Raw genomic sequence first — 19,420 nt, forward strand, 5'->3', positions numbered from 1 at the left:
GATGGAGACGGAGGTCAAGACAACCTGCCCCTATTGTGGCGTCGGCTGTGGTGTCGTCGCAAAGATCGCAAAAGACGGAACTGTTTCCGTCAGGGGTGATGCAGACCATCCGGCCAACTATGGCCGGCTCTGTTCCAAGGGATCGGCACTTGGCGAAACGGTCGATCTCGACGGTCGCATCCTCCACCCGCAGATCGATGGTCGGCAGGCGCAATGGGATGAGGCGCTCGATTTGGTGGCACAGCAGTTCTCCACAGCCATTGCCGAGCACGGGCCGGACTCCGTCGCCTTCTACGTTTCCGGACAACTCCTGACTGAGGACTATTATGTCGCCAACAAGCTGATGAAGGGGTTCATCGGCTCGGCCAACATCGACACCAATTCGCGGCTTTGCATGTCGTCCTCGGTGGCCGGCCATCGGCGCGCCTTCGGTTCTGACACTGTTCCGGGGGCATACGAGGACTTGGAGCTTGCCGATCTCGTCATCCTGACTGGTTCGAACCTCGCTTGGTGTCATCCGGTCATCTACCAGCGTATAGCCGCCGCCAAAGCTGCCCGTCCCGGTTTGAAGGTGGTCGTGATCGATCCACGTCGCACGATGACTGCCGATATCGCTGACCTGCATCTGGCGATCCGGCCCGATGGCGACGTGGCGCTTTTCAACGGCCTGCTTGCCCACCTCGCAAAGAGCACGGCGATCGACGAGGACTATCTGGCCGCGCATACACTGGGTTTCGGCGAGGCCTTTACCGTCGCCAGCGCATTAAGTTTTGCCGACCTCATGGACAGGACCGGCCTCGACGCCAGCGAACTGCGCCAGTTCTTCGGTCTCTTCGAGCGAACCCCAAAGGTTGTGACCTGCTACAGCCAGGGCGTCAATCAGTCGTCGTCGGGAACCGACAAGGTCAATGCCATCATCAACTGTCACCTGGCGACCGGCCGCATCGGTCGCCCGGGAATGGGGCCATTCTCGCTAACGGGACAGCCGAATGCTATGGGGGGGCGCGAGGTCGGCGGGCTCGCCAACATGCTCGCTGCCCACATGGCAATCGAGAGTACCACCGACCGCGCTCGGGTGCAGCGCTTCTGGAAATCGCCGACGATTGCGGCGCGTCCTGGCCTCAAGGCAGTCGACATGTTCGAGGCAGTGGCCGATGGCCGCATCAAGGCGCTCTGGATCATGGCGACCAATCCAGTGGTGTCGATGCCAGACGCGGATGCGGTCGAGGCCGTGATCAAGGCCTGTCCATTCGTCGTCGTCTCAGACCTCCTGAAAATTACCGACACGGCCCGACACGCGCATGTCCTGTTGCCTTCGTTCGGCTGGGGAGAAAAGGACGGCACGGTCACCAATTCCGAGCGCCGCATCTCGCGTCAGCGGCCATTCCAGCCGCCACCGGGCGAGGCCCGTGCAGACTGGTGGCAGCTTTCCGAAGTTGCTCGTCGCATGGGCTTTACGGGCTTCGCTTACGCCTCTCCAGCAGAGATCTTCGCAGAGCATGCCGCCCTGTCCGCCTACGAGAATGACGGCAGCCGCGATTTCGACATTGGCACCTGTACCGGTATCGAGCAGCATGCCTACGGGGCAATGCAGCCGTTCCAATGGCCGGCGCCTGGCGTCGATGGGTCGCCGCAGCTTGCCTCATCACAACCAGGCGAAACCACGCGGTTCTTTGCCAGTGGCGGCTTCTACCATCCCGATGGCCGAGCCCGTTTCGTCGCCGTCGTGCCGCCCGAGACGGACCGGACAACAGCCGGCCACCCTTTTACGCTCAACACCGGCCGTATTCGCGACCAGTGGCATACGATGACGCGCACGGGGAAAAGCCCCCGCCTCTCCTCACACATCGCTGAACCCTTCGCTGAGCTTCATCCGCACGACGCAATGGAAATCGGTATTGGCAATGCTGGACTCGTGGAGCTGGAAAATTCACACGGCAAAGTGGTGATTCGCGCGCTGATCACCGAACGCCAAGCGCGCGGCAACATCTTCGTGCCGATGCATTGGAACGACCAGTTCGCGGCGAAGGCCCGGATCAGCGCGCTCGTGCCACCACTGACAGACAAGGTCTCCGGCCAGCCCGCATCGAAGAACGTTGCCGTCGCCGCCCGCCCCTTCTCGGTCTCGTTCTACGGCTTCGCCGTGTCCGCAACCAAGCCGATAGCCCCACAGGCGGACTACTGGGCGCTCGCCAAGGCCGAGGGCGGGTGGCGGATTGAGCTCGCGTTCATCGGCGACGCCGTTGACTGGACCGCGTGGTGCCGAGAAACGTTCGCCCTTCCCGGCTATGCCGAACCGCTCGGCTATGCCGATCACCAGACCGGAGACCTGCGGTTCGCCTTTTTCGATGGCGACCGCCTGCTTGCCGCCCTCTTCCTTGCTCGCGACCCAGTTGCCGTCGCCCGCAACTGGGCCGTTTCCCAGCTTTCCGCCGAGCATTGCAACCTGCGAAAGCGCTTTACGATCGTTGCCGGCCGTCCCGGCGCTGGCCGGCAGGATCCAGGAGCGACGGTCTGCTCCTGCTTTTCCGTTGGCGTCAACCAGATCGTTACGGCGGTTCGCGGCGGATGCCGCACGGTCGAGGCCGTCGGCAAGGAACTGAATGCCGGAACCAACTGCGGCTCATGCCGCGCAGAGATCAGGGGAATCATCGATGGATGTGTTGCAACCGCCGCGGAATGACAGTCCTGCCCGTATGGAGCCGCTCGCTAAACTGCCTGTCTTCTGGTCGCTGGACGGCAAGCGGGTCGTAATCGCCGGCGGATCAGATGCCGCAGCCTGGAAAGCCGAGTTACTGGCAGCCTGCGGGGCCGAAGTGCATGTTTATGCTGAAGAGCTTTCTGAGGCCTTTGCCAAATTGATCTTGGATAAGAGGCTATCCATCAATACCCCCTTTTCCCCGCAGTTGGCGAGAAGGGACGTGGTGTCTGGGGAAGCGGATCTAAACCTCGAGAAGCATCACCGTGCAGTCCGGGCGAGAGTCAAAGATGAATCCAGTCGCGGTTGCTACGTTCACCACCAAAGTGCATGGTCCGCGGACAGCTTCACAGGTGTCGCACTAGCCATCGCCGACTGTGAGGAAGAGGAAGAAGCCAGATGCTTCTTCAGGGCCGCACAGGCGGCCGGTGTACCCGTCAATGTCATCGACAAGCCCGCATTGTGCCAGTTCCAGTTTGGTTCGATCGTCAACCGCTCGCCGGTCGTCGTCGCCATTTCGACCGACGGGGCCGCCCCCATCCTGGCGCAAGCAATCCGCCGCAGGATCGAGACGCTTCTGCCGCGAAGCCTGAAGGCCTGGGCATCCCTCGCCCAGGCCATTCGCGATAGCGTCAATACCCGACTGGCCACTGGCCAACAGCGACGCGCCTTCTGGGAACGCTTCGTCGATCGCGCCTTCATGGGTATGAACACGCCGGAAGAGGATATTGCCGGGGCGCTTCTTGCTGATGCCGAGAGCATTGCGAAAAGGCCCACCAGCGGCCACGTCACACTCGTCGGCGCAGGTCCAGGCGACGCCGAACTCCTGACGCTGAAGGCTGTCCGCGCCCTTCAGGCCGCCGACGTCATCCTGTTCGACGACCTCGTGTCGGATGAGGTGCTGGAACTCGCCCGCCGTGAGGCCAAGCGCATGCTCGTCGGAAAACGCGGCGGGCGCGCCAGTTGCCGCCAGGAGGACATCAACGCCATGATGGTGAAGCTCGCCAGAGCCGGAAAGCGGGTCGTTCGCCTCAAATCCGGCGATCCGATGATCTTTGGCCGGGCCGGCGAGGAGATCGCCCATCTCGACCGTGAGAACATTCCTGTCGACGTTGTTCCGGGCATTACGGCCGCAAGTGCCATGGCATCACAGCTCGGCATTTCGCTGACTCACCGCGATCATGCCCAGTCCGTCCGCTTCATCACCGGCCATTCCCGCCAAGGCGGATTGCCGGCCGATGTCGACTGGCGCTCCGTCGCCGATCCGAACACGACAACTGTGTTCTACATGGGTGGCCGCACCGCATCCCTTATCGCAGAACGGCTGACCGCCGAAGGCCTGCGACCGTCTACACCTGTGGTCGTCATGAGCGATGTCAGCCGCCCAAGCCAGCACGAATGGCGAGGAGACCTTGCCGCATTGTCCGAAGGTATCCGCAAGGTTGGTTACGACAACCCGGTCCTGATCGCGATCGGCAGTGCCCTTGCGGCTCGTCCGGGCATCTGCGCCGGGACAGGGTGTGACGGCTTCGCCGAACACCGTTTCCGTGCGGAGGTAGGTAGTCGATGACACTGCAACTGGCGTCTGCACTGCTTCTTGTGATGGCGCTGGCGCTCAGCTGGCCGCGGTTCGTCAGCATCTTCAGCGTCAATGCCGGGTCCGCCCCCCTTACGACGATCGCCAGCACGGTCAGCTTGGCTGCTCTTGGGATCGCCTTTGCCAGCGGGCCGTGGTCCGGCGCGGGCATTGCATCTGCCGGGGTGTTGCTCGGAACCGCAGTGAGGATCCCGATCCCGTCCGCCGGCATTATCCTGTCGGCGATCAGCCTTGCAGCCCACTTGCGGATCAGCCCCATCGGGACCTGAGTCAAATCGAGGGCTTCACCAATCTCGCGTTTTCAGAAACACGTCGCCGGTTGCCGAGCGACGTTTGCTAGCTTGCGAAACGCAGAAAGCCCCGTGTAAAGGGCTTTCTGCTTTTCAATTTTGGTCGTGGGTGGGTGAGGGTCGAGGTCTCATTCGGGGCCGAAACAGATTTCAGGAATATCCAACGATATCGAAACAGGTCAAATTTGGATCAATTGTAGATATGCCATCGTGATCAAACCTTCGATCAATATTAGAGATCGGAAACATAAAAAGAAACTTGATGGCTGAAGGGTGAGATGAAAGCCGATTTAATCGGCTTTCTTTAAAGATATTTGCGACATCGCATTTTAGACGGCTCGAGCGAAGAAAAAATACTGAAAGGTGACTACTTAGAGGACACCAAGCGAGATCCCTATATTCCACGACTTGTCGTTGCTGATCGTTTTGAATCATATGAAATAGGACGTCGCTCGGCTTCGCAAATGAGAGGTCGTGAGGCTGCAACTGTGGTGCCGTCGCGCTCCAGCATCATTTTCAGATAACCCGCCCAAGATTACCCTCTAGGAGCACAAATGACGCATACTGAAGCGGTCGATAGCCATCGCCTGAGGCAACCGGCAACCGATTCAAACATTCTCATAACGGGTGGAGCCGGCTTTCTAGGGTCTCATCTATCTGAACTTTTGGCTTCTCGCGGAAACCACATTTATTGCCTCGATAACTTCCACACGGGCAGAGCGGCGAACTTAGCGCATCTAAGCGCCACCAATCGGCTGACGATTGTGCAGCACGACATCAGAAGCGAAATCCCCAATACGCTTCCGCCGTTCTCGGAGATCTACAATCTCGCCTGCCCCGCATCTCCCATTCACTATCAAGCGGATCCAGTGTCGACCGCCATGATTAACTGTCAAGGCGCATGGAATGTGCTGCGTCGCGCAGAACAAGACGGAGCTCGCGTTTTCCACGCCTCAACGTCTGAGGTTTACGGCGATCCGGAAATGCATCCGCAGCCCGAGAGTTATTGGGGAAACGTCAATCCTGTGGGTCCACGTTCCTGTTACGACGAAGGAAAGCGCTTTGCCGAGACACTCTTCACCGACTTCGGCAAGACCCGCGGTGTAACGGTTCGGATAGTCCGCATCTTCAATACGTTCGGACCCCGCATGCAGCCTGACGATGGCCGCGTCGTCTCGAACTTCGTCATCCAGGCTCTATTGGGAAAGCCACTGACGGTCTACGGGGATGGCAGCCAGACACGCTCATTCTGCTACGTTTCTGACCTTATTCGCGGCTTCGATTTGCTCATGCGCAGCGAGACCGCCAATAGCCCGGTAAATCTCGGAAATCCCGACGAGTTCACCATCGAAGAACTTGCCCATCTCGTCCTCGAAATGACGGGGTCCAAGTCCTCAGTCACCCGCCTTCCCCTACCTGTAGATGACCCGAAGCGCCGCAGGCCGGACATCAGCAAGGCAAAGGAACTGCTCAATTGGGCTCCCGTCATCAGCCTACGCGAAGGGCTGCTTCGCACCATCAAGTACTTCGAAGCTGAACTCCGAATGCGACCTGCTACAAGCGCAGCTGAATAAACGCACATTCTCAAAAGGTACCGCAATGAACATCGTAGTTGTTGGATCGGGCTATGTCGGCCTTGTCTCTGGCGCGTGTTTTTCGAAGCTAGGCCATTCGGTTATCTGCGTTGACAGCAACGAAGAGCAGCTGCCACAAATACGCCAATTCTTATCGATCTTCGCAACATCCTGGACGTTCAGAAGGTTGAAAGTGCCGGCTTTGAACTACATCGCATCGGGACACCGTGTCGCATCCAAGGGACGGCGTTCCAGACAAACGGGCATCAAGTGACGCAAGCGTCCCAAAATTTCGAATGTGAACATTCCGAAGTCATGAGTGAGCTTACTGGTTCAGCTGCTCGGTAATCCCGAACATTCTGGCCTCGACATCCCGGCTAAAATGCCGGGGTTGTTTTCACGGTTATGCTGCCCCGCCGCGGGGAGTGCTAACCAGAGGGATCCACAGGCGAACGTTGAAAACGTCATCCTCCGTCAGCAGACACATGATCCATAAGCGGCTCATTTTTGGACGTGTGAAGACGGCCTACACCCTTAAGTCATCCCCGCTCGGTGCGGCCATTTCCTGCCCCAAGCTTACGGTATGCTTTGACACAAAATCCAGCATTGCTCGATCCTGTACCTCATCCTGCTCAATGCTATTCAAGGTCGACAGGATTCGATTGGTGACTTCTTGCGACGTAACAGCATAGTTTGAACCGCGACCAATCTTCTCCGCCACCTCTTCGTGAGACTTGCTGTAGTAATGGTTCAACTGCAGGTTCGAGTTGGAATAGAAGCGCCGATCCTTGCGACCGTCACGCGTTGTCCGGTAACCCGCGTCATTGCTGGTCAACTCGCCGTAAGTGCGGGTTTTAAATTGATGGACCGATACCTCGCAAACTTCACACGGATCGACGATGCATTTGAAATTCATCACGTGCTCGTGCCTGCTCATAGGATCAGCACTTCGTCTTGTATAATTGCCTAGAACTGGTCCCTCCGGTTTGGATTTGTGGCCACTTGTCCCGAACATGTGCCAAGGCAAGGAGACGTTCGGGAAGTCCTCGGTCGCCGCCAGTGACTCTTCGATAGTTGCGCCCTGTCGCGGCAAGAGGAACTCGTCGGCATCGATAAACGCCATTCTCTTGAACTGGTCGCCAAAATTGAGAATCGCGTGGGCGAATGCAAAAACCTGCCCATCGAGCAGTTGCTCGCTCTTGGTGGCGCGCACTTGTCCGGCCCAAGGTATAATCGTGACCTGGGCCGACCCCACAGCCTTTCGAATGGCATCCACCGTACTATCTGTTGAACCATTGTCGTAGACAATGAAGTGCCGAACACCGACTGCTTGATGGAACATAGCCCATTCCGCAATGTATGCCCCTTCATTGCGAACGCACACAGCGATGGCAATCCCGTCACGATCGGATCTAGGCAGCGGCGGGGAAACCGATACGACCTTTATGAGCGACTTTCGTTTTCGAAACCACGCCATTGCGTCTCCAGTGTCAATTCCATCGCGGAATTGGCGTCATTAGCGGATCATGTGAAACATCACCAGAGCAGAGGCGCCCCAGGGACCGACGGGCCGTCTGATACTTGCAGAACCGGCTGATGAACCCTTTTGTGTACGGCAAAGCGGCCGTCGAATGCATAGATCCCAAAAACGTCGTTGCCAAAAGATTTGCCTCAACGCGATTCACCCCATGCCGGAACTCAACGCCTACCGTGCCGCGCAGTGAGCTGCGTTGCCGAAGCTCCGAACATGGCAGTCGCCGGTTGACCAAGCACGGCAAGGCTGACAGTTTATCCGGCAGTCGGATTCCTCCGCATCGTTCGACAACTGAATCGGGCTGCCAATGCATACTGCGCGCATGACTTCCTGCCTGCCTGTCCGCAATAAGTGCAGCACGTCGATGCGGGGCTCCAAACTCAGCATGCCCTTCACCAACGAAATGCTCTTTGACCGCGGGATGGTCGAAGCCTTCTATGGTTCGCCTGCCGAACCTGAGGGCAGTTACTATGACGATGATCGCGGCTTGGTTGTGCGCTCGGAAGTGGATGGCAATTCGTTTCATCAGGATTTAATCCAGTTCGAGCCGGATGCCGTAGCTTTCACCGGCAGCGTTACGCCGCGCCCCTTCGCGCACATCGGCCATCACCATCAGATTGTTGAGGGGGGCGACTGGCTCCACTTCTGCTTGCGCCTTGGTGGGCGCGGGCTTGAAAGCATCGAGGACTACGCTGATGTGGATCAGCCAAGTCGGTCATGCATGGTCACGCGCTATCCTGGCGGCACGAAAATCGAGCGGATCTCGTCTCCAAGCGATGACTGGCGCACCGCATGTCTGTGGTTGCGCCCTCAGGCCGTGCTGCGCTTCCTTGAGACGACCGCTTCTCACGTGCCCGCGCACCTGTCCTTTCTTGTCGACCCCGGGCACAGTGACATGCCGCACCACTTGTCGCTGCCGCTTGATGGACGCATGATCTTTGCGGTGAACGAACTCCTGGCCTGTCCCTTCACAAGCGGCGCAAGGCGTGCCTTCGTCCGCTCGCGCTACCTTGAGATCCTTGCACTGATCTACAAGGCCGCGGTTGAACTTCCCGTTGACGGCCAGGGTGTAAGCGTCACGCTGTCTCCCGGCACCGCCGAAGCAGTGACACTCACGGCCGGAATTCTGGCGGCAAGACTTGACCGGATGGGCTCGCTGGCCGAGATCGCCCGCGAAGTCGGATTGAGCCGCACACGGCTGACAGAGGGCTTTCGCGCATTGATGGGCACATCGGTGGAGGCCTACTGGCAGCAATGTCGGATGGACCGCGCTCGCGACCTTCTGTGCCGCGAGGGCGTCACGGTTACCGAAGTAGCCCAAGTGCTAGGCTATTCCGAGCTTGCCTCCTTCTCGCGCGCTTTCACGCGTGCCTTCGGGATGAGCCCAACGCGTCTTCGCGCCGCGCGCTGAGCGGTCTGCGCCTTCCTTGGCAAGATTGATGCCCCTCTGCAGCGTTCACGCCGATCTCCAGATCGATCAGGCCAAACGTCCGTTGGAACAAGAAAAACGTTCGCTCGATCAAGTGTTTTCCATGGAAATGGGAATAGGCTGCATCGGCCCAGTGACAGTAAGTCGTTCAAGAAGAAGGCGGCTGGCCCGAAGAAACCATTCAAGCTGCCGAGGTCGCAGGGGTGCGCCTCAAGAGCAGCTCCAGAGGAGAAAGTAGTTCCCATGACAACTCGCAGACAGATACTGGCCGGCGCCGGCGCCGCCATGGCGTTTGGCGCACTGGGCATGCCTTTGGTGGCCAACGCCCAGAGCAAGAAGACGGTAGTCTTGGCCTCGATGGGGCCGCTGACCGGCAACTTCGACCCGACCTCGCACACCACTCTGGGCCAAGGCAATTTCGAGAAGATCGTCTTCTCGCACTTGACCCGCGCGCCGATGGAAGAGGGCAAGACCGATATTCTCGAGCCCGATCTCGCTACCAGCTGGCAGATCATCGATGAGCACACCATCGAGTTCAAGCTGCGCGAAGGCGTGAAGTTCCACGATGGCAAGGTCTTCGGCGCTGAAGACGTCAAGGCGACGTTCGAATATGCCTCGGACCCCTCACGTCCGGCGGCGTCCTATTATCCGGGCCGCGTGGATGTCGAAGTGGTGGATCCGCTGACCGTGCGCATCAAGACCGGCAAATACGGCTATCCCGCCTCGACCTTCTGGTTTGTCTCGAGCTTCCTGCCGATCCTTTCGGCGGACGATGTTGCCAAGCCCGACCTGTTGCAGCAGCGTCCGAACGGCACCAATGCCTTCAAATACGTCAAGACCGAGGGTGACCGCAGCTATCTGGAGGCCAACGAAGAGTATTTCGGCGGGCGCCCGAAGATCGACGAGATCGTCTATGCCTATGTGCCGGATGCCAACACCCGCGTGTTGGGCCTGATGAACGGCGAATATCACATCGCCGAGCGCCTTGAGCCCGAGCAGTACGAGTCGCTTCTGAGCAATAACACCGTCGCTGTTCGCAAGGGCCTGTCGACTGAGAACAAGTATCTGCACTTCCGATGCAACAAGGCACCCTTCGACGACCCCCGAATCCGCCTGGCAGCTGCCCATGCCATCGACCGCGACCAGATCCTCGAACTGATGGGCGACGCGGCTGTGGCATCGAGCTGCTTCGTCTCGCCGATGAAATTCGGCTATACGGAAATCGAGAACTATCCGAGATACGACCCTGAGGCCTCGGCGCGTCTTTTGGAGGAAGCCGGCTTTCCTGGTGGAGCAGGCCTGCCGCAACTTGAGTACATCACCTCGATCGGCTTTTATCCCAAGACCAAGGAATATGGCGAGTTGATCGCGGCCATGATGATGGAAGTGGGCTTCGACGTGCAGTTGACGGTCCTTGAACCGGCGGCATGGGAGCAGGCAATCTATCGCGGCGGCGACGGGCAAGGGGCTGGCCACATGTGCGACGTGGGCTGGATGACCGGCTCGCCCGAGCCCGATCTGGTGCTGCGCCCGAACTGGCACTCCGGTGCGGCACTGATCAACGGGGTCTCGGATCCGGAGATCGACGCCTCGCTTGACAAGGAACGCGGTACACTGGATCCGGCCGAGCGCCTGAAGGTTCTCGCCTCCGAGACCTTCCCTTTGATGGCCGCGAAGGTGCCAAGCTTCTCGCTCTTCTCGGCTGTCAATTTCCACGGCGCCGCCAAGAACCTGAAAGGGGTCTACTACTTCCCAAGCGGACCGATCGACCTGAGCAAGGCCGACTTCGCGTGATCACCGCGACCGCATGCGGTGCGTTGTTCCTCGCATGCGGTCGTGACCGATCTTACGCTTCGCCACACGCGGAGGATGACCGACGGCAGCCGCCCGATGAGATCGACAAGACGGCGCTCATTGTGCGGCTGGCAGGCTTGTAGATCCGATCGCTGCGCGTGGCAGTTCCTCCCAACAGGACTCGTGATGATTTTCGCCCTCGACTTCTTCCTGCGCAGAATGGCGCAGGGTCTTGTCATCATCGTGCTGGTCGCGATGCTGATCTTCACACTTCTGCGCGTGGTGCCGGGAGACCCCGTGCGCACCATGCTGGGACCCATGGCCTCCGCCGAGGTAGCCGAGCAGACCGCCCAGAAGATGGGTCTGCGTGACCCGATTCCCGTACAATTTGCCAAATATGTTGGGCAGGTGGTTACAGGCGACTTCGGCCGCTCCTTCGTGCGCTCGGCACAAGGAGCCAGTACCGGCGGCTCGCGTGGAGGCGCGACGTTTGACGCCTCCAATCGCGCGCCGGTGATGGGGCTTATCCTGACGGCGGTGCCCTACAGCCTGCTGCTGGCGGGTCTGGCACTGGGGATTTCCCTTTTGATCTCGTTGCCGATCGGCATTGCCGCGGGACTGAAATCGGGGAAATGGCCCGACCGGCTGGCGCTCTATCTCAGCTCGATCTTCGTGTCGCTGCCAAACATATGGTTGGCCCTGGTGCTGATCTTCCTCGTCTCGGTAAAGGGCGGGCTCCTGCCGGCCATCGGCTATCAGAACTGGACCTATGCGATCCTGCCCGCTTTCGTGCTGGCGATCGAGCTTTCGCCTGTGTTCATCCGTTCGGCATCGGTCGCGGTGTCAAGCAACATGCTCGAGCCATATGTCGCCGCGGGCCAGATCCGCGGTCTCTCACGGGCGCGGATGATCTTGGTCCATGTATTACGCAATGCCATGATTCCGCTCCTGAACGTCCTCGGCATCCAGGCCATCGGTCTGCTGCTTGGAAGTCTTTTCGTCATCGAATACGCCTTCAACTACCCGGGTGTCGGCCTTCTGATGATCAATGCCGTCTTCCAGCGCGACTTCCCCGTGATCCAGGCGATTGCCATCCTCGCCTGCACGCTGCTTGTGCTGGTGAATATCCTCGTGGACTTCGCCGCCACCAATATTGACAGAAGGTTGCAGTACTGATGACGGGCGAGCTTGCATCAACCGCTTCGACGGCCGAGGTCCGCGCACAGCGCTCTCTTTCGGCCACCATGTTCACAAATGCCTGGAAGACGACCGAGTTTCGCATCGGCTTCTTCATCTTCTTCGGGCTGATCGTCCTGTCGATCGCGGGGCCGTCCCTGCTCGGCGTCTCACCCACGAAGTTCAGTGTGGCCCAGAAGTTCATGCCCCCGGTCGGCTTTGGGGGCGACTGGTCGCACATTCTTGGCACCGACCAAATGGGGCGCGATCTCTTTGCACGCTCGCTGATCGGCCTGCGCAACGCCTTGATCATCGGCGTGACCAGCGTCGTGGGTATGTTCGTGGTCGGCTCGGCGATTGGCATGATCGCGGGCTATGTCGGCGGCTGGATCGAACTGCTGTTGATGCGCATCACTGATGCACAGATGGCGATCCCGGTCATCATTCTTGCGATCACCATCCTTGGCTTGTCACGTCCAACCCCGGTTACCATCATCTGCGTGCTGATCCTGGCGGGCTGGCCCGCCTATGCGCGCACCGCGCGTAGCGTAATGCTCTCGGAGCGGCGCAAGGAATACGTGCGGGCAGCGAAGATCCTCGGCGCCTCCAACATCCGTATCCTGCTGGTGCATATCGCGCCGAACATCCTGCCGCCCATTGCCTTTGTCGCCGTCCTGGATGTGGCAAGAATGATGATTATCGAGGCCATCCTCGGCTTCATCGGGATCGGCATCCAGCCACCCACGCCGACCTTCGGCACCATCATCGCAGATGGCACCAAATATCTGATGAACGCTTGGTGGATCACCACCGTCCCCGGTCTTTTGCTGACGATCTCACTGTGCGGCATCAATCTCATGGGGGGCGCCCTGGAGCGCGCCCGCAACAAGCTGCTGCAAGGGGTGTCATGATGAGCGACGCGAAGCCTATCCTTCAGGTGCGCGACCTTACGGTGGAGCTACGTACCGCGCATGCACCGCGCCGCGTACTCGACCAGGTCTCTCTTGATGTTCATGCCAATGAGGTGCTGGGCATCATCGGGGAAAGCGGCTCGGGCAAGACAGTTCTTTCGCGAGCACTGGTGAACTGGGTTGCGCGCCCGCTGGAGATGACAAGCGGCGAGATCCTGTATCGAGGCGAGGATCTGCGCAAGATGCCCGCGCAGCGGATGCAAAGCCTTCGCGGCCGCAGCATCGCCTATATCGGTTCCGACCCCACAACCGCGCTTGATCCCACTTTGCCCATCGGGCACCAGATCATGGAAAAGCTGAAATCAGTCGAACCCGGCATCTCGAACGAAGCGGCCCGCAAACGCGTGATACACACGCTGGATGCGGTGCGCATGCCCATGGCCGCGAAGCGCTTTGACGATTTTCCGTTCCAGTTCTCAGGCGGGATGATGCAACGCGTGATGATCGTCGACGCGCTGGTGACAAGTCCCGACCTTCTGGTCGCCGACAACATCACCCAGCCCCTGGATGTCACGGTGGCCGCGCAGATTCTGCGGCTGCTGAAGGAACTCCAGGCCGACTACCGCACCGCGATTCTCTTCGTATCGTCGCTTTTGGGCATGGTTCACGGTATCGCCGACAACGTGCTGGTACTGGCAGGCGGCAAGGCGGTCGAGCTGCAGAGCGTGGACGGAATCCTGACTGCACCCCAGCACGCCTATACGCGCCATCTGGTGCGCGAAATGCCTCGCATCTGGGAAGCTGCACCCGAGGGCCGGATCTCGGCCCCCGCTCCGCAGAGTGACGACCGGGAGGTGATCCTCTCGGTGCGGGACGTGAGCCGCGTCTATGCCACAAAGGACCGCAGCCGCCTGTTCGGCAAGCAGCATGTTCAGGCAGTGCGCGGGGTTTCCTTTGATGTGATGAAGGGCGACAGCCTGGGTATCGTGGGAGAATCCGGCTGCGGCAAGTCCAGCCTCTCGCGCCTTCTGAGCCGCCTAGAGGCGCCAGACACCGGCGAAATCCTGTTCAAGGGTCAGAACATCGCGACGCTGAAAGGCCGCGCCATGCTCAAGCTGCGCAAGGGCTTCCAGTTGCTCTTGCAGGATCCCTACAACTCGATTCCCTCGCACATGAGCATCGGCCGCATCATAGCCGAGCCGCTGATTATCCATGGCGGCCTTTCCAAGGCTGAGATCCGCGGGAAGGTGGCCGAGGTCATGTCCGAAGTTGGCCTTTCGTCCGACCTGGCGGGCAGCCTGCCGGTGGGATTGAGCGCCGGTCAGCGCCAGCGCGTAAACATCGCGCGTGCGATGGTGCTCGAACCTGAGCTGCTGATCCTGGACGAGACGCTCTCAGCGCTTGACCAGGTCGAGCAGGCCAAGCTGCTAACGCTTTTCGAGCGTTTGCAGATGCGCCACGGCATCACTTACCTGTACATCTCGCACGACCTCGGCATGGTGCGGCGCGTCTGCAACCGCGTTGCGGTGATGTATCTCGGACGCATCGTCGAGCTTGCCGGGAACGAGACCACGTTCTTCGATTCCGGCCATCCCTATACGCGTGCACTTCTTTCGGCCGTGCCCGCGATAGAGCATCGTCCCTACGAGGCGAGCACCTACCTTCTTGAGGGCGAGCCGCCGAACCCGATCAACATTCCGCCGGGCTGCAGCTTCCGCACGCGCTGCCCCTTTGCCTTTGACCGTTGCGCCACCGTAGACCCGATGCTCACGGCGCGCGGAAAGGGCGATTTCGCAGCCTGTCATCTGGCGGGAGGCGGCATGCCTGCATCCGTCGCCGCAGCGGGCACCACCTTTGCCTAACAAGGCAGGGTTGCTGAGACTCTTGAGGGAATTCACCAGATGGACTTCGACTACATCGTAATCGGCTCAGGCAGTGCAGGCTGTCCCCTGACAGCCCGGCTGCTCGAGAAGGGAATGAAGGTGCTGCTCGTCGAGGCGGGCAAGCGAGAGCGCCTTCCGATCACCCGCCTGCCTGCCGCGCTGATCCATACAGTGGGTAATTCGCGTTACGATTGGTGCTACAAGACCGAACCCGATCCCACGCGCGGCGGCTTGATCGAGGCCTGGCCGCGGGGCAAGGTGCCGGGGGGATCCTCTGCCATCAACGGCATGATCTTTATTCGCGGTGCCAAGCACGACTATGACGCCTGGGAAGCGCTTGGAAACACCGGTTGGGGCTGGCAGGATGTGTTGCCCTATTTCCGCCGGATGGAGACGGCCGACGCCGACAAGGACAATGGCGTACGTGGTGGCATGGGTCCGCAGCGGGTCTCGGCCCTACGCTGGAAGCACCCGGTCTCCGAGACCTTCATGAAGAGCTTCGTCGCCGCCGGCGCCACCTTCAACGACGACATGAACGGCATCTCGCACGAGGGCGTAGCATGGAACCAGGGTTCGACCGAGAATGGCGTACGCGCCTCGGCCTTCGACAGTTTCGTGCGGCCGAAGCTGAATGACCCGAACCTGCGCTTCATCGATGACACCCTGGTCGAGAAGGTGATCATCCAGGACGGGCGCGCGATTGGAATCCAGGCGCTGCAATCGGGCAAGTCGGCAACCTTCAAGGCACGCCGCGGAGTGGTTCTGTCGGCCGGCTCGATCAATTCTCCCCAGTTGCTGATGCTGTCCGGCGTCGGTGATCCGGAAGAGCTGAAGCGTCATGGCATCACGCCGCTCGTCAGCAGTCCCGAGGTCGGTAAGAACCTTCTCGAGCATCCAGGCCTCTATGCCTTGGCCGAGATGAAGGTGCCCACAGCCAACCGCATGGCACGGCCGCTGCGCGGGGCGCTCGCCTTCGGCGAGTGGCTCTTGGGCCGCAGGGGCGTGATGAGCGTGCCGACCGCGCAGATCATCGCCTTCATCAAGTCGACCCCTGATCTCGAACACACAGATTTGCAGTTCCACCTCTTCCCCTTCGGCCTCGCGCAGACCAAGACGAAGCTTGAGGTGCCCAAGCAGGATCTTGTCACGATCCTGATGAACATCAACCACTCGAAGAGTGTGGGCCATCTCGAGCTGCGTTCGGGCAATCCACGCGACAAGGTGGCGATCTACCCGCGCATGCTCGAGCACCCCGATGACGTGGAGACCCTGCTCCGGGGTATTGGTTGGATCCGCAAGATCGTCTCGCAGCCACCCTTCTCGCAGGACATGCTGCGCTTTCTCGACCTGCCGGATGAAGGCAGTTCACGCGACGAAGAGATCGCCTATCTCCGCCGCGCGACGGTGCCCTTCTACCATCCCGTCGGCACCTGCCGAATGGGGTCTGACGCGACCGCGGTCGTGACACCGGATCTAAAGATACGAGGCGTCGAGGGGCTCTGGGTGGCCGATGCCTCGATCATGCCGCGCCACATATCGGGCAATACCAACGCGACCGCGATCATGATCGGCGAGAAGGCCTCCGATCTGGTCCACCCGTAACCCCGGCCGGACGAGGGGAGGTTTTATCCGCCCCCCCGCCGGACGTTCAGACATCCCGGGCACGACGCATGTGCCCTCCGTGCGACCTTGACGGCGCTCCCCTCACAAGGGGCGCCGATCGTCACCCTCATGTGAAAAGGCCAGTTCTAACATGACTGATTTCTCGAAAGTCTTCATCGGCGGCCGCCGCGTCGCCTCCTCCTCCCCCCGGATCATCGAGGTGCGGTCCCCCTATGATGGCTCGGTCGTCGGAACCGCGCCACTTGCCTCGCGCGAAGACATCGACCGCGCTGTGATCGAAGCGCGCCGCGCCTTCGATCAGGGGCCATGGCCACGTCTGGCAGTTGAAGAGCGAATTCAAGTAATCGAACGCTTCCACGCGCTTTATGAGGCGCGCTCGGACGAATTTGCCCGCTTCACTTCGCAGGAGATGGGCGCACCGCATTGGTTCACCCAGGCAATCCGCGGCTTGATATCCAATCAGAGCCAAGCCTTCTTCAAGGCCGCGCGCAGCTACGCGTGGGAGGATCGACGCGTCGGCTTCCCATCGGGAAGAGCGATCTGGCTGCGCGAGCCGGTTGGCGTGGTTGCGGCAATCATCCCCTGGAACGCACCGCATCAGGTGGCGCTCGGCAAGCTTTACCCCGCTCTGATCGCTGGCTGCACGGTGGTTCTGAAACTGGCAGAAGAAACCGCAGTCGACGGGCAGTTCCTTGGCGAACTGTTCACCGAGGCGGGCGTGCCCGAGGGCGTCATCAGCATCCTTGCTGCCGACAAGGAGGTGAGCGAGCATCTCGTCATTCACCCCGGCGTGGACAAGATCGGCTTCACCGGATCCAGCAGTGTCGGTCGCCGTATCGCGAGCCTCGGCGGCGCACAACTGAAACGCGTCAGCCTTGAACTTGGCGGCAAGTCGGCTGCCATCGTCCTGGAGGACGCCGATCTGGCCGAGACGGTCGCGGCCCTCAAATTCCGTTCCTTCCCGAACAATGGCCAGGTTTGCGTGGCGCAAACCCGCGTTCTGGTTCCGCGCGCCCGTCAGGCAGAATGGGCTGATGCCATGGTCGCCATGATCGAGGAAATAACCATAGGCGACCCCACCGCCGAGGATACGTTCCTTGGCCCTGTCGTCTCGGAACGTCAGCGCCAGCGCATCACCGACTATATTCATCTGGGTGAACAGGAAGGAGCGCGCGTTGCTACCGGCGGCGCGGGCTCTCCCGACGGCATCAACCAAGGAAATTTCATCCGCCCGACGCTCTTCATTGATGTCGACAATGACATGCGTATCGCACAGGAAGAGATCTTCGGTCCCGTTGTCTGCATGATCCCCTACGACGGCGAAGATGAGGCCATCGCTCTGGCCAATGCCTCTGACTACGGGCTATCGGGCTCCGTCTGGACAAGTGATGCGACGCGCGCCGAGGCCATCGCCCGCAAGATCCGCACTGGTGGAGTTACCCACGGCAATGCGGCCGTCGACCTGCTCTCGCCCTTCGGAGGCTTCAAGCAAAGTGGCATTGGCCGGGAGTTCGGCTCTGAAGGCATCAACCATTATGTCGAACACAAGACGATTGCGCTATGACCATGAGGTTGGACGCCGCGCCGTCCCCGCGCGCGCCTTTCCTGGTACATACCTGCGCGACGACGCCTATTTTGGAGGCCCAACATGTCTGCTGACCTGACCCATGATCTTGTCGAAGAGACCCGACAGTGGCGACTCGACCTTCACCGCCACCCTGAACTGGCGTATCAGGAGCATCGGACCTCGGAGTTTGTGGCGAAAAAGCTCGCGGAGTACGGCTATGCCGTAACGCGGGGCCTTGGCGGCACGGGTGTCGTAGGCACACTCCAGCGAGGCACCGCGTCTCATTCGATTGCGCTTCGGGCGGACATGGATGCCCTGCCTATCCAGGAGCAGACGGGTCTTCCCCACGCTTCCACCGTGCCGGGTGTCATGCACGCCTGCGGGCACGACGGGCACACTTCGATGCTGCTAGGCGCTGCGCGCCTTGCAGCATCGCGCAAGGATCTCAACGGTACGCTTCACGTCATCTTCCAGCCTGCGGAAGAGGTTGAAGGTGGCGCGCTCCGGATGATCGAGGACGGGCTTTTCGACAGGATCTCGCCTGACCGGATTTTCGGCCTGCATAATTGGCCGTATAGCGCCCCGGGCACCGTGGCTGCCCCTGACGGGCCAATGATGTCGGCTTTTGGCACATTTGACATCAAAGTGGAGGGCAAAGGCGCGCACGGAGCTATGCCACATCAGAGTGCTGACCCCGTGCTGGCGGCAGGCCAGATCGTTTCTGCGCTACAGGTGATTGCAGCTCGCAATATCTCGCCGCTGGATTCCATCGTGATCTCAGTCACACGAATCCAGGGAGGTGACGCCTACAACGTCATCCCCGAAATCGTGAACCTGGGCGGGACGACGCGCTGGTTTTCGGCAGAAGCCGCCGATCTGATCGAGCGTCGGCTGGTGGAGGTGGCGCAGAGCGTGGCCGCAGGCTTCGAGTGCCGCGCCGAGGTAAAGCACCTGCGCCGGTACCCCGCGACCATCAATGATGCCGATGCAGCAGCCTTTGTCCGCGCCTCTGCCAGCGAAGCGGGCTTTGAGGTCATCTCGCCCCAGCCGTCGATGGGGGCCGAGGACTTCGCATTTTTCCTTGAGAAAAAGCATGGTTCCTACATCTGGCTGGGCTCTGCGCGCGAGGGTGAGAACCCAGTACTCCATTCGCCGCGCTTCGACTTTAACGATAACGTGCTGGGCGACGGCATTCGCCTGTGGAACAATCTGATCAGCAACACACTGATGGCGTAATGACCTCGGCAGACCGCTTACGGTCTGCAGGCACGCACAGGGAGGGCATTGGGAGGAGAGAATTTGGCTCGCGAGGAATGGGCGACTGCCCAGGGGAAATTCTCTCAT

14 protein-coding genes are annotated in these 19,420 nt (G+C 60.3%); 13 read left to right on the top strand and 1 reads right to left on the bottom strand.

The window, feature by feature from the left end:
• Window position 1: 1 nt before the first annotated feature.
• From LH464_RS21930 to LH464_RS21950, 5 genes are all read left to right on the top strand, one after another.
• Window positions 2-2,683, top strand: coding sequence for a nitrate reductase (locus LH464_RS21930; RefSeq protein ID WP_226788546.1), 2,682 nt, complete (start codon window positions 2-4; stop codon window positions 2,681-2,683).
• The gene (cysG, locus tag LH464_RS21935) at window positions 2,655-4,268 is read left to right on the top strand and encodes a siroheme synthase CysG (RefSeq protein ID WP_226788547.1); all 1,614 of its coding nucleotides are present in this window, start codon (window positions 2,655-2,657) and stop codon (window positions 4,266-4,268) included. The genes LH464_RS21930 and cysG overlap by 29 nt, the downstream gene beginning before the upstream one ends.
• Window positions 4,265-4,564 carry a hypothetical protein gene (locus tag LH464_RS21940; RefSeq protein ID WP_226788548.1) on the top strand — a complete coding sequence of 100 codons (300 nt, stop codon included), beginning with the start codon at window positions 4,265-4,267 and terminating at the stop codon, window positions 4,562-4,564. Before cysG ends, LH464_RS21940 begins: the two co-directional genes overlap by 4 nt.
• 575 nt (window positions 4,565-5,139) lie before the next feature.
• Window positions 5,140-6,159 (top strand): UDP-glucuronic acid decarboxylase family protein, encoded by a 1,020-nt coding sequence (locus LH464_RS21945; protein ID WP_226788549.1) that lies wholly within the window; start codon window positions 5,140-5,142, stop codon window positions 6,157-6,159.
• A 25-nt stretch (window positions 6,160-6,184) separates the two neighbouring features.
• A complete protein-coding gene (locus LH464_RS21950; RefSeq protein ID WP_226788550.1) occupies window positions 6,185-6,433 on the top strand; it encodes an NAD-binding protein in 249 nt (82 codons plus the stop codon).
• Between the two features lie 252 nt (window positions 6,434-6,685).
• Here the strand turns inward: LH464_RS21950 and LH464_RS21955 are convergent, their stop codons facing one another.
• Window positions 6,686-7,636 carry a glycosyltransferase family 92 protein gene (locus LH464_RS21955; RefSeq protein WP_226788551.1) on the bottom strand — a complete coding sequence of 317 codons (951 nt, stop codon included), beginning with the start codon at window positions 7,634-7,636 and terminating at the stop codon, window positions 6,686-6,688.
• 421 nt (window positions 7,637-8,057) lie between these two features.
• On the opposite strand from LH464_RS21955, the gene LH464_RS21960 reads away from it, so the two are divergent.
• The 8 genes from LH464_RS21960 (at window position 8,058) to LH464_RS21995 (ending at window position 19,312) form a co-directional block, all read left to right on the top strand.
• Window positions 8,058-9,104: a helix-turn-helix domain-containing protein gene (locus tag LH464_RS21960; protein WP_226788552.1), complete on the top strand. Its 1,047-nt coding sequence runs from the start codon at window positions 8,058-8,060 to the stop codon at window positions 9,102-9,104.
• Window positions 9,105-9,365: 261 nt separating this feature from the next.
• On the top strand, window positions 9,366-10,916 hold the full coding sequence (locus tag LH464_RS21965) for an ABC transporter substrate-binding protein (protein WP_226788553.1): 1,551 nt from the start codon (window positions 9,366-9,368) through the stop codon (window positions 10,914-10,916).
• 189 nt (window positions 10,917-11,105) lie between these two features.
• Window positions 11,106-12,092 (top strand): ABC transporter permease, encoded by a 987-nt coding sequence (locus LH464_RS21970; protein WP_315859724.1) that lies wholly within the window; start codon window positions 11,106-11,108, stop codon window positions 12,090-12,092.
• Window positions 12,092-13,003 (top strand): ABC transporter permease, encoded by a 912-nt coding sequence (locus tag LH464_RS21975; RefSeq protein ID WP_226788555.1) that lies wholly within the window; start codon window positions 12,092-12,094, stop codon window positions 13,001-13,003. Before LH464_RS21970 ends, LH464_RS21975 begins: the two co-directional genes overlap by 1 nt.
• Window positions 13,003-14,865, top strand: a complete 1,863-nt coding sequence (locus tag LH464_RS21980) for a dipeptide ABC transporter ATP-binding protein (protein WP_226788556.1) — start codon at window positions 13,003-13,005, stop codon at window positions 14,863-14,865. The genes LH464_RS21975 and LH464_RS21980 overlap by 1 nt, the downstream gene beginning before the upstream one ends.
• A 39-nt stretch (window positions 14,866-14,904) precedes the next feature.
• Window positions 14,905-16,488: a GMC family oxidoreductase gene (locus LH464_RS21985; protein ID WP_226788557.1), complete on the top strand. Its 1,584-nt coding sequence runs from the start codon at window positions 14,905-14,907 to the stop codon at window positions 16,486-16,488.
• Window positions 16,489-16,639: 151 nt separating this feature from the next.
• The gene (locus tag LH464_RS21990; RefSeq protein WP_226788558.1) at window positions 16,640-18,073 is read left to right on the top strand and encodes an aldehyde dehydrogenase; all 1,434 of its coding nucleotides are present in this window, start codon (window positions 16,640-16,642) and stop codon (window positions 18,071-18,073) included.
• Window positions 18,074-18,157: 84 nt separating this feature from the next.
• A complete protein-coding gene (locus LH464_RS21995; protein ID WP_226788559.1) occupies window positions 18,158-19,312 on the top strand; it encodes an amidohydrolase in 1,155 nt (384 codons plus the stop codon).
• Window positions 19,313-19,420 lie beyond the last annotated feature (108 nt).

The sequence above is a fragment of the Pseudorhizobium xiangyangii genome (assembly GCF_020531965.1).
Classification (GTDB): Bacteria; Pseudomonadota; Alphaproteobacteria; order Rhizobiales; family Rhizobiaceae; genus Neorhizobium; species Neorhizobium xiangyangii.